The sequence below is a fragment of the Mucilaginibacter pocheonensis genome (assembly GCF_031456535.1).
GTDB lineage: Bacteria > Bacteroidota > Bacteroidia > Sphingobacteriales > Sphingobacteriaceae > Mucilaginibacter > Mucilaginibacter pocheonensis.
The window spans coordinates 44147-59646 of sequence record NZ_JAVDUU010000003.1 but is presented as its reverse complement, the minus strand read 5'-3'; the positions used below and the strand labels follow the sequence as shown (position 1 = coordinate 59646).

General features: G+C 37.6%; 14 protein-coding genes and 1 pseudogene. 7 read left to right on the top strand and 8 right to left on the bottom strand.

The features are described 5' to 3' along the window. The first annotated feature begins 2 nt into the window (after positions 1-2). The 7 genes and pseudogenes from J2W55_RS13735 (at position 3) to J2W55_RS13705 (ending at position 5916) form a co-directional block, all read left to right on the top strand. The gene (locus J2W55_RS13735) at positions 3-215 is read left to right on the top strand and encodes a KTSC domain-containing protein (protein WP_310096534.1); all 213 of its coding nucleotides are present in this window, start codon (positions 3-5) and stop codon (positions 213-215) included. A gap of 8 nt (positions 216-223) precedes the next feature. Then, positions 224-1252: a hypothetical protein gene (locus tag J2W55_RS13730; protein ID WP_310096533.1), complete on the top strand. Its 1029-nt coding sequence runs from the start codon at positions 224-226 to the stop codon at positions 1250-1252. Between the two features lie 88 nt (positions 1253-1340). Next, a complete protein-coding gene (locus J2W55_RS13725) occupies positions 1341-1568 on the top strand; it encodes a hypothetical protein (protein ID WP_310096532.1) in 228 nt (75 codons plus the stop codon). A 46-nt stretch (positions 1569-1614) separates the two neighbouring features. Beyond that, a pseudogene (locus J2W55_RS13720) lies at positions 1615-2522 on the top strand (ISAs1 family transposase). Between the two features lie 187 nt (positions 2523-2709). Then, positions 2710-3213, top strand: a complete 504-nt coding sequence (locus J2W55_RS13715; RefSeq protein ID WP_310096530.1) for a hypothetical protein — start codon at positions 2710-2712, stop codon at positions 3211-3213. 60 nt (positions 3214-3273) lie between these two features. After that, entirely contained in the window at positions 3274-4032 is a 759-nt protein-coding gene (locus tag J2W55_RS13710) for an AAA family ATPase (protein WP_310096529.1), read from the top strand. Between the two features lie 291 nt (positions 4033-4323). Continuing rightward, positions 4324-5916: a hypothetical protein gene (locus J2W55_RS13705; protein WP_310096528.1), complete on the top strand. Its 1593-nt coding sequence runs from the start codon at positions 4324-4326 to the stop codon at positions 5914-5916. 106 nt (positions 5917-6022) lie between these two features. Here J2W55_RS13705 and J2W55_RS13700 read toward each other — a convergent pair whose 3' ends face one another. The 8 genes from J2W55_RS13700 to J2W55_RS13665 all read right to left on the bottom strand — a co-directional run bounded on the left by J2W55_RS13700 (position 6023) and on the right by J2W55_RS13665 (position 15406). Further along, a complete protein-coding gene (locus tag J2W55_RS13700; RefSeq protein ID WP_310096527.1) occupies positions 6023-6721 on the bottom strand; it encodes a hypothetical protein in 699 nt (232 codons plus the stop codon). A 220-nt stretch (positions 6722-6941) separates the two neighbouring features. After that, positions 6942-8081: a hypothetical protein gene (locus J2W55_RS13695; protein WP_310096526.1), complete on the bottom strand. Its 1140-nt coding sequence runs from the start codon at positions 8079-8081 to the stop codon at positions 6942-6944. Next, the gene (locus J2W55_RS13690) at positions 8078-9586 is read right to left on the bottom strand and encodes a hypothetical protein (RefSeq protein WP_310096525.1); all 1509 of its coding nucleotides are present in this window, start codon (positions 9584-9586) and stop codon (positions 8078-8080) included. Before J2W55_RS13690 ends, J2W55_RS13695 begins: the two co-directional genes overlap by 4 nt. A 61-nt stretch (positions 9587-9647) precedes the next feature. Beyond that, positions 9648-11036 (bottom strand): pectate lyase family protein, encoded by a 1389-nt coding sequence (locus J2W55_RS13685; RefSeq protein ID WP_310096524.1) that lies wholly within the window; start codon positions 11034-11036, stop codon positions 9648-9650. 835 nt (positions 11037-11871) lie between these two features. Continuing rightward, positions 11872-12630, bottom strand: coding sequence for a phage integrase SAM-like domain-containing protein (locus J2W55_RS13680; RefSeq protein WP_310096523.1), 759 nt, complete (start codon positions 12628-12630; stop codon positions 11872-11874). A 111-nt stretch (positions 12631-12741) separates the two neighbouring features. Further along, on the bottom strand, positions 12742-12981 hold the full coding sequence (locus J2W55_RS13675) for an RHS repeat-associated core domain-containing protein (RefSeq protein ID WP_310096522.1): 240 nt from the start codon (positions 12979-12981) through the stop codon (positions 12742-12744). A 200-nt stretch (positions 12982-13181) separates the two neighbouring features. Beyond that, on the bottom strand, positions 13182-14243 hold the full coding sequence (locus tag J2W55_RS13670) for an NHL repeat-containing protein (RefSeq protein WP_310096521.1): 1062 nt from the start codon (positions 14241-14243) through the stop codon (positions 13182-13184). A 371-nt stretch (positions 14244-14614) separates the two neighbouring features. Next, positions 14615-15406: a response regulator gene (locus J2W55_RS13665; RefSeq protein ID WP_310096520.1), complete on the bottom strand. Its 792-nt coding sequence runs from the start codon at positions 15404-15406 to the stop codon at positions 14615-14617. Positions 15407-15500 lie beyond the last annotated feature (94 nt).

Genomic DNA, 15500 nt, shown 5'->3' with positions numbered 1-15500 from the left:
ATATGGACATGATCTCAGTTAACTCTTCGGCTATCTCAAAGGTTGGTTATGATGCCGATACCGCAACACTTGTACTTGAATTTACTAAGGGAAATGTATACGAATATTATGATGTTCCCCAATATGAATATGATGGTTTAATGTCTGCTGAATCTGCGGGCAGCTATGCCAGTAAAAATATCTATAAGGCGTATACGCAAAATAAAATTGGTTAATTTAGGGAATGATTAAATTAAATCAGCAACTTAAACGTCTCGAAATCCAGTCTTTTGAAATAGAAAATGCAGTAGTTTTTAACTATTTCGACCGGCTTCCTGCCGTAGATCGTGAAGAAAAGCTCTTACGTGCTATTTACATTGGTGTATTAGCGCTAATGGAAGATCGCTTGTCCGCCTTTCTATCAAAGACTTCCAATGAATTGGGTACAGAGCTCGAAAGTTTGAAAATGATCTTCGAAATGAAGAAGGAAATTTTCTATAAGTCTGCGGTAAAAGGCGTGCTGGCTGAGGAAGAGATAGCTGACTTTCTAAATAAGTACTTTGACGAAAAACATCTGAAAGATAAAGCGATCTTAATACGCAATACAGCGGGCTTGCTGAAAGGCAATAAAACGGGTGATATAATTTGCGAGCTAGATGGCAAAGACAACGAAAGAATCGTTATCGAATGTAAATTTGACAAAAGCATTCGCTTGGGCGATATCAGCAAACAGGATATTTTCACAAAGAAAACCGACACAGCATGGAGTCAATTGATTGAATCACAAGTTAATAGGGAAGCGCAGACGGGATTAATTGTTTTTGATATTTCATTAGTTGATCATTCTATTTTAAATAAAATTGAAAACGTTGGCTTTATCCCGGGTGTCGGTTTTATTACTATAATTGATTCACAAAAAGGTGATTATTCCAATTTGGCCATCGCCTATATGTTAGCCAGGGACATTGCTATCAATGCAAAAAAAATAGATTTTGACAAAGACCTGCTAGCGATTATTGTAAATAGGATCATTAAGGATCTTAATGAAATCCTCACAATCAGGTCTTTAGTAGAATCAAATATTGAGAATAATAAATTAATTCTCAAACAACTAGAAAAGAGCATCTTGTTAATGGAGTTTAATCAACACTATTTGAAGAAATTTCTAAACGATGGAACATTAACAAAATCTGACTTATTAAATTATTATCAGGGAGAGGATGTAAAAGAGAAATACCGAGTTATTGAAAAAGAAATAAACGATAACTTTTAAGGTTCTTCAATAATGGCCATTTATGTATTCGAAGAAGTATGCAACACTTGGATTTGTGTACAAGGCCATCACCTATTAACCTTACCTTATGGACTGGCTGACTGACTACACCAGGTTTCTGAATTGCGTTGACCCAAAAGATCTCAGGATCGAAGCGGCTATGCAACTAAAAAATGCAAATCTGCCATCAAAGCTTTATAAATATAAATATCCTACAGATTACACTATCGAGAACCTCCGTACCGATACCGTATGGTTGAATAAACCGTCGGAGTACAATTGTAACCCTCCCTTAGTTCGGACTGGTATTTTATAGACTTATTTAATTCAAAAATATAATTATTGTTATTGTAACTGTGGAGATGTTAAGCTTTGAACACACCTGGCTTTATTTACTGCCTTTGGCCATCTATCTTGAAGATAGACAGATCCCTTTCTCCATGATCAATGCCTTACAGATCAAACGGTCCTTAGGGCTGGTCAGAGGAAAAAATGACAAGGTTGATGCGAAACGTATTGCTGAATATGCTTGCCTGTACCGTGAGAAACTGGCTCTTACCAAAATGCCCTCACGGGAGATGATGCAACTACAGCCACTATTAGCTTTACGAGACCACCTGCTCCGTCAAAGGGCTGGTATGGAAGCTACCCAGCATGAACAGGCCCGGTTTCTGTCTAAAACGCATTCAATAGACCAGAAAGCAATCGCTGAACAGATCATTGAAAGTAAGGGCGATTATATCCTGGCGTTGAAACAAAACCAGGAAACACTTTACGATCAGGTGATCAACCAGTTCCATTTCAAAGAAGACAGTTACAGCCAGCATCTGGACAAAGGGCATGGCAGGGCGGAGATCAGGACTTGCAAAGTCATTCATCAACTCAACTGGATCGACGAAAGGGAGAACTGGAGTGGGATGAAGAGCATTATCAAAATAACTTCTGAAAGAATAATAGGCGACAGCCAACCCTGCAAGACCGCTATTATATTTCCAGCCTTCAGGCCGATGCGGCTTATTTTAACCAGGCTGTCCGGGCTCATTGGGGAGTCGAGAACCAGCTGCACTGGCAATTGGATGTCGGTTTTGGCGAAGACCATAATACAACACGCAACAAACAGGCGGCACAAAACCTGGCCGTGGTCAGAAAGATAACCCTAAATATCCTGAAAGCTGACAAAACCAGTAAGGCCAGCCTGAAAGCCAAAAGAAAAATGGCCGGTTGGAATCATAAATTTCTCCTATCATTAATCGCTAAATCAGATTCTTAATGCGTCAGCCCGGCGGTGCCGCGTGGGGAATATTTAATTCGTATTTTAGAATAAATAAGAATATAAAACTGTTATGAAAACTTACTATTTATTAGAAAAAATGCGATATTAGTATCCTAGTTTTGGCGAAAGCCAATGTGACAAACTATTAACTTTACCTAAGGCTTGTTAAAATCACTAAGTAATCATGAAAATTTTAAAAAAAAACGAAACTATACTCGAGTATAGAGTTAATGTTGATCTGGAAGAAACGAACATTGAAGCCTCGCATCAATCTACAAGGAGTTATCAATGGCGTAACACTGCTTCTGGTACTCATATTTTATCTTATCATATTAATTTCTCGGCTAATGTTAAAGAAAGCAATGTCATGTTAATTTTTTATCGGAGCCGTCTCGAACTCGAAATTAATCTTGAAACGGAGGAGAAGGATCTCGAGGAAATAGCTGCAGTGATAGAAGCGTCTACCGATGCTATGATAGCTTTTATAACTCAAAATAGCTTATCTTATGCGTCGATAATTGGTTTAGAATATCATCGCTTTGAAGGGCCCCATTTTGAAGGTTTAAAAAATAGTTATCAAATACTTAAAAGTTTGCCGAGATTCGAAGAACTAACAGAAGAGGGTAGAAATATTCAAATGTTAATGGCCAAGCAAGGGCAGAATTTAAATATTCGGTTCAATAATTGAAGTCCCTCTCCCTTTTTCATGAAATCTCATTAAGGTCCGTAACAGAATGAGTTTATTCTAATGATAAAAGCCCTTCCTTATCTACAAGAAATCTGCTTAGATTTAAGCGGCGTCACGTCTTTTGATGAGTATCCATTTGACATCCCTTCCATAAGAAATCTAAAAAGTTTATCATTTGATTCAAACGTCACGTTTATTGTTGGCGAAAACGGTTCGGGGAAGTCAACACTTATTGAGGCTATTGCACTTTTGCTTGGATTTTCATTACAGGGAGGCTCAAAGAATTTTCAATATGAAGAAGGGCAAAATCTTCCTCCACTATTCAGATATTTAAATGGGATAAAAAGTTTTAAGCAGCCAAAAGACTTTTTCTTTCTTCGAGCTGAAACATTTCATAACGTCTCGACCACTCTTGAAGAATTGTACGCTCAAAAAAAAGACGTATTATTAAAGAATTACGGCATAGATTTAATTCGCAGTTCACATGGGGAAGCATTTATGGCAGTATTAGCAAATAAGCTTAAAGGACGTGGCCTCTATATTTTCGACGAACCCGAGGCGGCGTTGTCACCATCAAGGCAATTGGCCGCTGTGCATTTAATTGACAGCTTGGTCAAAAAGGACTCGCAATTTATAATTGCTACTCACTCGCCAATTCTGCTCGCTTACCCCAATGCGGTTATTTACCAATTTGGCAATGAGGGTATTAGAAAAATAGACTATGAGGAGACAGAACATTTTATGGTGATGAAATATTTCATAAATAATTATCATGAAATAATTAGCGAAGTTATTCGAGAAGATATTCGGGAACCTTAACTTAAGAATTCATAGATTGTTAGTCTTTGCAAGCGAGTGAAAAATACCCAACAGGATTCAAGATCTTTTATTCGAATCAAGGAGATTTTCTGTTCAATTCCAGCGATTCTTTATTGCGTGATTACAATTTTATATTACACCTTTGATTATCAATTCTCCTTTAACTACAAAATCTTATTTAATCAGAACTATACGCTTCTATTACTCTCCACTACATTTTTTTTCCTGGATATAATCGCATCGTTATTCAGAAAAAAAATAACATTGGCATCTCTTACGTGTTATATGATTATGTTTTTGCTGTTTTTGTACGCTTATAAGCACAGTGAGAATGAATATTTAACAATTGTTACAGTTTTTGCTTTCACCTTTTTTTTGATGGTGCGTTTTTCAGCTACTGTCTTGCATAAATTCGTAGAATTATTTATGATTATCGGAATAGTTGAGACATGTGTCTGCCTGAGGCAGATAGCATTTCATAGAGCTATTACAGGGACTCTTAATAACTCTGGTGTTGTCGCAATTTTTTTAGCTCTACAATTACCCTTATTCTTTCATCTGTGCAAAAGACAATCAAATCGCAAAAGCCGTCCTATGATTACTCTACTGTCTTCAAAAATTACATTATGCGTAATTGTTGCAGATATTTTCTTGATATTCTACTCTCACTCCCGAACTGCTTTGTTATTATTAGGCATGTATGGGTTAATATTTGCCTTTAATTTTAAGTCAATTCTAACCCAGACCCCATTTTTAGTTAATTATAAGAAATGGATAAACTTATTGGGTTGGATTAGTGCGAGTGTAATATTAGTTCAATTCCTTTTTCTATTGACAAATAAAAAGAATTCGTTTTTTGGAAGATATATTATGTCGCATATTGCGTTGTCACACATTAAAGATCATTTTTGGTTTGGTACCGGAGTAGGACGTTTTACATGGTTCTACCCATCTTGGCAATCCGAGTTTTTCAAGTCTATCAGAGGTACAAATGCAAGTGCTGCTAATCTCGCTACTGACTCATCTATCATTTTTAACGATTGGGTGCAATTATTTGAGACTATCGGTTTTTTGAGGTTTACTATATGTGTTGCTTTTATAGTTTTCATCTTTCTGACAAAAGCAAAGAGGCAAAAGTCTCTGTTGTTTTTTTTGAAAGTTTCTCTTGCTGCCATTCTTTTAAGTGCTGCATTTTCATATCCGTTTCACATAAACCTCATCCTATATTTTCTGACTTTGATTCTGGCATTGTCGATAAAATCTTCCTGGACAAATGATCTCATTTTAGCATTTCAGATGCCGAGTTTTAAGTTTTACAGATCAATTACCACCATTATTTTTATCACACTTATGGCTGGAATTTTTATTATTACGAAAGGTTTGTGGTTAAAATGTTACGCAGTACGAGAGTGGCAACAAATGAATAATCATTATCTTTCTATTACTAAAGAGCGAGATAAGTACCTTGAACTTTACACAAATTTGAATGATGATGGTAAATTTTTAACTGATTATGGCCAATTTATAATCGAAAACACCAACGAGATTGATAAGGGGATTAAAATTTTGAGTCAAGCGAGAGCGAAATTCATGTCGAAAAACTTAATGGAAACGCTTGCCTATGCTTATTGGAAAAAGAAAGATTATACAAAAGCGATAAACTGCTATCTTTGGATAGATAATTACCAACCATTCCTGTATTCTCCTAAAATTTGCCTGATGAAGATATACATCGAAACCGAACGATTCGACTTAGCTACCCAAATGGGGCAAATAATAATTAACACCTCTCCTAAAGTTCCTTCGGGAGAGGTGTCAGACATAAAAAGGCAAGCGCATGATTTATTAGTATTGATAAGCGCATCGAATCAGCGCAAGGAATAATACTTTTGATGTCGATTAAATGTACACTTCTTGTCGCAGGAAATGCTCTTGAGCGGAGTGCTGCAAAAATCAATATGCATTTCTTGCCTGTTTTGGTTGAAGGCTTTTATAGGGCTCTTGTTGTACTGTAAGAAGATTGACTTGAATAGAAGGATGTAGTTTCGCCTACATGAATATACTGATAATTAACCGTATAACTCCAAGTTGCCGTAATGCCGTTTGATGTAGCATATTTGGACACAACGGTAGCTTGGCATTTAACGTCATTAATGATTTGTATAGGGTCGTTGAGTACCACGTTATAAGATTGTACAACACCATTTATTACATCAATATATAAAGTTACTGTGAAACTAAAACCAGAGGTAGGTCCTATACCAGGACTTACATCGTCACTGGCAGGTGGATTGCTGCTAGAGGGGTCACCGGGGTTACCACCACAGCCATAGCAACCATCGCCTTCTGAATCAGATACGTTGCTATACGCTAAAGCTTGCTTGCTGCTTAGTACCAGCGGAATAACGAAACTTTGCATACCATTACTATCAGTGACATGCTTGTTTAATGTCGAATAGCTTTTGGGCAAATGACGCCTTACTTTGCTGCCATCCTTCATTATCATGTTAATTACGCCGTCCTTATCGATTGATACGGACGCTGGCGTTTGCGCAATCATCCGATCAATCTTCTCTTTTGCCATCGCATCGGTTGGTACTGTGTTATTTTCTTTGCGACAGGCGACAACTGTCGTTATTATTAGTAGAACTAAATAAATCAGTGGTAGATATTTTTTTAAGACTTTCATTTGAATAAAGTATGAGTAAAAGATTGTTTAACTTCCGAATTAAATCGTAACTGTTAATACAAGTTGAACATAGTGACCCGGTTTAACGCCTAAACCAGATCATTAGGATGAACTATTCGTCATCATGTAAAACCCATGGTTATCTATAACATATGGATTTCTTGATTAGAAAGGTGGATCTCGGGCCATAGCAGGTGAATTTAATTATGTAATCGGTTAACTATTTAGCTTTATATAGCACTACGCCATAAAATATCGTATTTGGAGGCCGATCGTCCCAATTAGCCCAGTTATGAGACTCATCAGTTTTGTACTTCAAATGATAAGTTCCGGCTGGCAAGAGTAATGTAGTATCGACAGCTTGATTTTTGAGTGCGCCTCCGACATAATGGGAATAAAAAGCATTAATTTCCCACAACATATCGCCCTTTGTATTTACAATTTGACATTGATCAGCAAACGTTGATGAACGTAATAGGTTTCTTGAGAAAACTTGACCTTTTTTAGAATCCGCCACTTTGACCAGAAAATAAATTCCTTCATCGTTCCATGCTGTTTGGAATGATGCGGATAAATCCGCACGATCAAAGTTTGTGCCCCCTAAAACCACATGATTAATACCCGTGGATTTCCGTTTTTTCCATTGCGCAGTATCTGTTAATAAAGGTCGATTACTGTACATCGATCTTATTGCTGAACTGTTATTTTGTGTACTTTTTGTGTTATCAAATGAAATACCTCCTTTAAGTTTAGGCGAGTAAAGAGGATCCTCATTTGAATACCATGCAATTTTTGCCTTTTGCTTCATGTTGTCATCGTTGTCGCCGACGGCGATGTCAAAGTTTAGTGTACTTCCTTGCTGTACTTTTTGGAAATTTAGCGCTTTCCAGGGAATGGTAATAAAAGCATAATAGCAGTGATTGCTTTTATTATAAAAGCAGAAGTAGTTGGTACCCTCTTTTTTGTATTGGCTTGTATCTTTACTAGTAGTACTATCAATCCAAGGATAAACAAACGACCTTTTTACAGACATTTTGTTACAGCTATTACATCCAAAGTTTATTTCTACATCATCATTTTTAAAAAAATATCTTCTCGGTACCGTTGCCAAGTCAGGATTGAGTTCAGAGACTGCATACAATTGAAGTTTGGTTGGTTTGATCAATCTGAATGTCGTATCTTTGTCTGTATAAGCAGGTAGATTGATGATTTCGGCCACAGGCTCATCATTGACGTACTGTTTTTTTATGAGATGGTTATTACCATTACGATCATCCTCCAAAAGTCGTCGAATTCCTTGTCTTGATGAGCAACTTACGTGCAGAAATATTATTCCGCATAGCAATATTTTTGTTTTCACCACCATACCTGTTTACCGTTTTTTATTGTGAAGATCCGCTCGTTAGTAGCTTTGTCACTACTATGTATCCAATACAATCCATTCTTCGCTACCGCATCAAAATTTAAATGGTTGCCTGTTGCCGTAACCTTTGCTAATGATGTCCATTTGTTATTCCATAAAAACAATTCATAAGACTTACCTTTAGTGATGGAAGGTCCAAGTGGGCTTTTTTTGTCGATTTGCAATTTAGTATTTGACTTAGGAGTCGTATTTAAAAAACATATTTTTCCATCTGTGTCTAAAATAAATGGAGCTGAAATAGGAATTGTTTTACCTTTGTTGAAACGTCCTGGCAAGTAAAGTATGTTTCGACCCATTTTTCGAAAGACAATTGAATTTGAATTAGTCGGTGCAACCCCCCAAAAAATAGGACGCCAAACATGCTTATTAAAAACAAATAGGTAGTAAATGTTAGCATCTTTTAATTGTTTAGACTTTCGAATAGTGACATCAGAGACAGGAACATAATCGTCAGTCACGTCGGCTATATGTGAACTATTCAAGTTAACCGGAACATCCTCATCACCGTAGTTAATCACGGGTAAACTGCTTGATTGAGCGGTAAACGTGCGTCTGAAAACTTTTGCACGTCTTCTTTGAAAAGCCAATTCAATTTTTGTTTTGCCGGGATCTGATTCCGACCCGACGAATGGTATTGGTTTATGATGATAGATCAAAGCATTCCATTGATGTCCGCCATTTAGGTTTCCCCAATACTGTGTAAAGTCCATTACTATGGGAACTCCCATTGCTCTCATTAAATAAGCAGTATATTGGGTCGCATGGACACATTTTGCCGATCGCACAGAATCGAGCTCCGCAAAATTCGGATCGAAGGGAAATGGAAAAGATCTTATCTTAAAATTTTGTTTCAACTCCTCATTTAATAAAAGGCAAGCTTTATAAGCATCACTGTTGCCTTTCATTGAGTCGATCAACCAATGATGTGAGTGTTGAATTTGGTCCATCCAGTCGTTTGGCCGTTCATCAGCCAGTTTATATGGCAATATCCACTCGCAAAACTCGTCAAAAGTTAAATCCTTTGTCCAAGGTTGTTGCCAGGCAATAAAAGCAGCATTTATGTGGTTGATCAAAAAGCGAGCCTTTGTTGTCTTTACATCGAGCGAATATTCTATTCGTCCAATGTTGCCTCTAGGAAAATTATTAGTTTTTAAGCTGTCCCAGATTTTTACATAGTTTTTTTTATCCTCTTCCTTTGTATGAACAAGTTTCCGAAATAACGCGTCGTAATTTTTGACACCGGTACCCGACGGATGGTATTGGTCTTTCATTTTAGCAATCAAATAATAAGCCGCCTTTAACTTTGTCGCATTTCCTTCACCCTTGAAATATTTAATTACCTTTTCTATTTCAGAACGGTTATCACCTGACAACGAGAGTGTGGTTGTCACTTCAATTGGCTCATAATTACACGACAATTGTAAGCAGAATGTAACTGTCATAAAAAACAAGTAGATCGACCTTTTCGGGGACATATGACACATTGTGTGCTCAGTTTTGATTTTATATAAATGAGTTAAGATATACTTCTAGCCAGGTGTATCCCTGTTTATTGTGTTGGTTACTTTCATTTGGGTCATGAGGGTTTAAAAAATGCTCAAGCTCCCACTTATCGGGTATTCCGTCTTGGTCAGAATCCTGTAATGTTTTGCCATTATGATAATTCGGCCATCCGCCCACCTGGACGGGGTCATCAATAATGCCAGGTTTCGAGAAGGTGCCGGATGCGGTACAGGTGCGAGAAATTACCTCTTCTGTCACTCTTTTATCTACAGCATCTCTTTTAGGTGTATTTGCACCAGCATGTTTAAGGATGTCTTTATAAGCTAAAGTAATAGGTTGAATAGGGACAGGAACTGCTATTGGATAAGTACCATTTAGAAAAACGGATAATTTTAAGGTTTCGGGTAGTTCGGTAAGATCTACTCCCTTCTGATTATTACTATCGAGCATAGATTCACCTTCCATTACATTACCGAATATGAATATTTGATTATTTCCAAACGATTTTCCTTCAGTATAATTCACTTTAAGAAATTTATGAATCGACGGCGTAGCAGGGCCAGGTATATATAAATTATTAACTAAGTTAATGACAGACCTGCCATTCGATATGTTTACTTCTCCACCATAACATGCGTTTTCTGTTCCCCAGTTGAATATTAGATTATTCTGGAAGTCAATCACTGCAATGGTGTCATGAGATCGTGATCCATTGAATCTTACTGTTCTACTTCTGTTGTTTGCAATGAGATTGTGATGAAAGGAAGAGTATTGTCCTCCCCATACCCCGCAATACGATCTATTTCCCTTTTTATGGCCAGCATTGTAAAGTCCCTCACTAATAATGCACCATTGAATCGTGATATTTTTAGTGTCATAAATTGCGGCACATTCCTCGTTTGCCCAGCTAAACGAACAATGGTCTACGATTACATCATGACAATTTTCGATATCGATCCCATATTGTCCGAAAGGGTCTCTTCTTCCGGGTCGTGCACGTAAATACCTAATAATAATATTGCCATGGTTGCCAGCAGAGCCAGAAGCTGCGCCGTTAATCTTAAGTGAGTAACCGTTAAGACAAATGCCGTCTCCGGGAGCTGTCTGACCTGCAATGGAGATATCAGAACGGTTAACTTTAATGTCACTTTTTAAAGTGATTAATCCTGATACCGTAAATATTATTGTAATCGGTTCACCAGGATATTGTTGAAACGCCTGTCGGAAACTACCTTGACCATCGTCTTGTAGATTCGTAACAAAAACCACCCTTCCACCTCGCCCACCAGTAGCATATTTACCATATCCTTCTGCACCAGGAAATGCTAAGGCTCTCTCGTCACAATCCCATTTGAAAAATATTGAAAGCAATAAAAATAAAACACACATACTCGTCATTTAATTAATTATTAAGAAACTTGACTTGTCACTGATGTAAACGAATAATTTCAACTTGTTTTGGAGATCATAAAATTTTGTAACCTCGGAAGTGGAATCAAATAAATAATCATAGTATAGATTCTCATTCCATTTTTGCTCCCTCGCAAATTCCCTCAACAGAACATTTACAGTCTTTGAATTTGTAGAAAGGACAAGAACATCTTGATCAATGGCACATCCAAAGAAAGGCGATTCCAACTTTAGACTCTTTTGGCTACCATATGATAAACTAATATCATGTGCGGTATCAATATAAGATATCAGTGTATTGGAAAGTAAGCACTTAAGACCCTTTTTTTTCAAGAGCGTGTCTACGAGGGGATTGTATTCTCCATCAAAATTCTGTTTGATTTTCAAAAGGTCTGAGAGTGAATAATTGTAAAAATTAAAGTCCTCTGTTTGATCTTGCACTATCTGCGCCTTGGCGTTGTTTACAGAAAACAAGCAAATTGCCAACCCCAATAAAAGGAATAGCATAGTAGTTGAGGCTCGTTGCATCATAACTTGCATTTTTTCAAGAAAAGGAAGGTGTATACCTAGTTAGTTAACTAATGTCGTTTTTATTTACGGTCAGAAAAATACTGAGAATTGGTGATGCCGTTAATGTGTTCATAAGTTTAGGTGTTGGTATATTCGAAGATAAATTTAATTTACATGCAAATCAAGAGAAAAGATTTAATTTGCAACTAATTAAATTTTAGACTGAATAATTTACAAAATCGGATATAGATCCGAAAGCTAATTAATAAATTTAAATCCATTCAAACTTTAGTTTTCAAGTCTACTAATGCAAAACTGAGATGCGACCTCTTCGGATGGCTGGGAAAGGGCTTCTTGAACGTTCAATCAATTCTGAGAATTGAATTTGATGCTCTACGGCCATTTTCTTTTTATAAAGGGTAAATAGTTCCTTTTCATCCAGAATGTCTTTTTCAGGCTCTATATAAGAACATTGATAAGAACTTAGGGTATTTCTGTTCAACCATTCCCTTTCTACAGCAGTTTTGAGTACCGAGCGGACTTTCTTTAGGTAACACATAGTGGTATTGTTGCTGATGTGTTCTTTAAGCGTGAGGTAATCTACAAAGTCCTCTGCAAAAGACATCTTTACTTTGCTCAGTGGAATATCTTTGGCTTTATATTCAGATTGGAGAAATGCAACTACTTTGTCTTTAGCTGTATTCCATTTAGTCAGTGTGGCTGGGGAACGCTTATCACCTGCGACTTTTAATTTAACACGGTCAATGACAAAATCAATAACTTCCATTAAGGTCTTTTCTCTTTCGCGTTTTCCCTGGTAAGCCTGCTTAACCATGTTGGTTGAAACGTAATCTTCATTGATACATAACTGATCGTACAGCTGCCTGATCTTTAGGGTCGCGGCATCTATGGCATTATCAATTAGTCGGGACTCAATTGATGCTCCCCGTACATAGCCGGTTTCCTGGTTAATGAAATTTGCTTTCCGCTTCCGGTTAACGATTAAAATCCCGTCCTTCCGTTCTTGATTTTTTTCCTTTAATTTAATTGCGTTCTTCGTCATCGCAGATAAAGTAATGTATAGCTTAATCGTTATTAAAATAAATATAACACGACCATTTTTTAACTTAAATATCCCAGCGGTTATAAGTTTAAATCAGCAAATAAGCGCAGATCAGACAGGAAATAGTTCGAGATTTGTACAATAGGGGTCCCAAAGGTCACCGCCATCGGGATCGTTCAGGCTTACCGGATTATTGCCCATCCCAATGTACGGGCTAAGGCCTACTCCTTTTGGGTCAACAGATGACCACCTGCCTGCTCTGCCGTTATACATTCTCAGGCCAAGGTTGTTTAGCCCAATTACCGCATAGGCTTCCCGGTTTTCTTGGGCATGGTTGGTTTTGCATATCAATATTGCGGAGTTAGCTGTTTTAAAGGTTCGCTGCGTTGTGACTTTATTATTTATTTTTTGCTAATTTGTCACGAATTTATCCACCCTGAATAGCGGGATTATGTTCCAATTCTAGGAGCAGATCATGCTTTGGAACCAAGTGTCGTTTTTAGAAAACACCTGCTGCTAGTAGTGAATCAGCAAACGATCGCCTGTACAAATTAATTTTTGATTATTTTACGAAGATTGTCGACTGAACCGCAGCTTATATAAAGCGTGGTTCCATAAATAGCCATTCCAAAGAAATTTGCAAATCGTGCATTCTCACCGGGGCCGTTTGTGATTCCTTCTGCGTTTTCGCCAGTGATATTGGTCATTACATTTTTATCACTCAGGTGCACGATGTTATTTCTAATCTCACCGGGTGTGAATGTGGTCATTTGCAGAAAAAAGTTTTCTTTGGCTGTTACCTTCATATTTTTATCCCGATGTGAGGCCGAAAAATCGCTGATATAACTTTGTCTCTGGGCATCGCCAGACAGACTAAAAATGGTCGTTACATTTCCGTCCCTTGTTATCTTCCGTAAACCGGTGTAGGAAGCGAATTGTTCGCTCGCTACCAGGTAACCATCTTTTAAAAATTTTATAGATACTAAACCATCTAAACCGGCTTTATCGCCTTTACCATCAACCACCTGGTGGAATCCGGCCCTGCCCGCCAGCACGGACCCCGACTTTCCGTCTGGCGTAATGGCTACGATCCGCTGGTCGCCCGCATCGGCGATATAGATCGTCCCATCATCTCCTACTGCCAGGTCACTCGGTGTATGTACTTTGACGTTATGTATGGCCATTTTGGCAACGATCACCCCAGTTGTGGTCATTTTTAAAATACGGTAGAACTTGCTACTATCCAGTATGCTATATAAATATCCGTTTGCCGCCAGTTTTAAACCAAGTGGATATATTTTGGGCGGAAAACTGGCGATCAGCGTCAGTACTCCCTGCGAGCTGATTTTATAAATTTTATTATCGTCGGTTGCCGCAGAATAAATCGTTCCGTCGTCTGCCGTGCAAATAGCCCTTAAACCGGGCCCGTTACTGACTATCGTGCTAACCGTATATCCACTGCTATCTGCCAGAGCAACAGAACGGTTTTCCATGCTGTTTTTTTGAATATCAATTGCAGAGGGAGGGGTTTGCAAGCTGTCCTTTTTGCAGCCTGCAAGCATTTGCAGGAATACCATCCCGCAAATAAATAAATAACATATTTTGCATTTCATAAGTCAAAAAGAAATATAGATTAGTAATTAATTAACGGTCAACTGTACCAGGGGCTGATTTATTGAGAGTGGCTGAACAAATCTCGCTTAAAATTAAGCGCAAATATTTTATTAAAAGCATACATATAAAATATGTATATAAATATGTGTAAAATATGTATATCAAATTGATAACTTATGAAAAGCGTTTATTGGCTTAGTGATTGCCGCAGCGTCACAAGGAAAGCCGGCTGAAGACTGAAGACAACAAACTACATGATGTCCATCCCGCCATCATTAACCTACGCTGCAATTATGAAACACTAACTCCGTTCATTAAAAGTTGATCATAAACGGTAATTGTTTTTTGAGCCGAGTTTTCCCAAGTGAAGTCAAGGTTTATCCGTGTCATTTTCTTTTAACACTGGCGCATTTTTGTTTTTATATTCACTCGGTAGCATGCCTATAATTTCCTTAAATCGATGCGAAAAGTATTTAGTGTCATTAATTCCTATCATATAAGAAACCTCCTTTATGGAAAGTGGTTGTGTATCAATAAGCATTGCAGCATACCTGATTTTTACCTGCCTCATAAACTCTATAGGGCTTTGCCCTGTTAAGCTTTTTATCTTTTTGACAAATACACTGCGACTCATAGACATTGTCGAAATGAGGGCATCTACATTAAATTCATTGTCACTTATGTTTTTTTCAATTTCTTTTTTTACCGCTGATAAAAACCGCTTATTAGCATCAATAAAATGATTATTTGGCTGAGCAGGTATCTTTTCATTGGCGTTTTCTACCTGTTGATGAAGGCTTCCATATAAGCGCTTCCTTTGTTCTAAGATGGTTCTAACCCTTGATCGAAGCATTTGAGTATTAAACGGCTTCGTAATAAAACCATCAGCACCATGTTCATAGGCTGTCATTTCCGTATCCGGATCTGTTTTAGCGGTTAAGAAAATAAGTGGGATGTGACTGGTGGCCGGTTGTTTCCGAAGTTCATCTAATAATTCAATGCCATTCATTTCAGACATCATAATGTTAATTATAATAAAATCAGGCGTTTCATCTTGGGCCATGGTTAGTGCCGAAACACCATCGCCGGCCTGGAGTAAATGATAAGTTTTTGCTAATAAACCTGCAATATATGGATATTTCGGAGCCGTTGACCATAGCATTCCGAAAAAGAGTTCAGAGCGTTCCGTTACACTTTGACCATGCTATCTTCTTGAATTAGATAGCTAAATTTTAAATTCATTAACACAACCCATG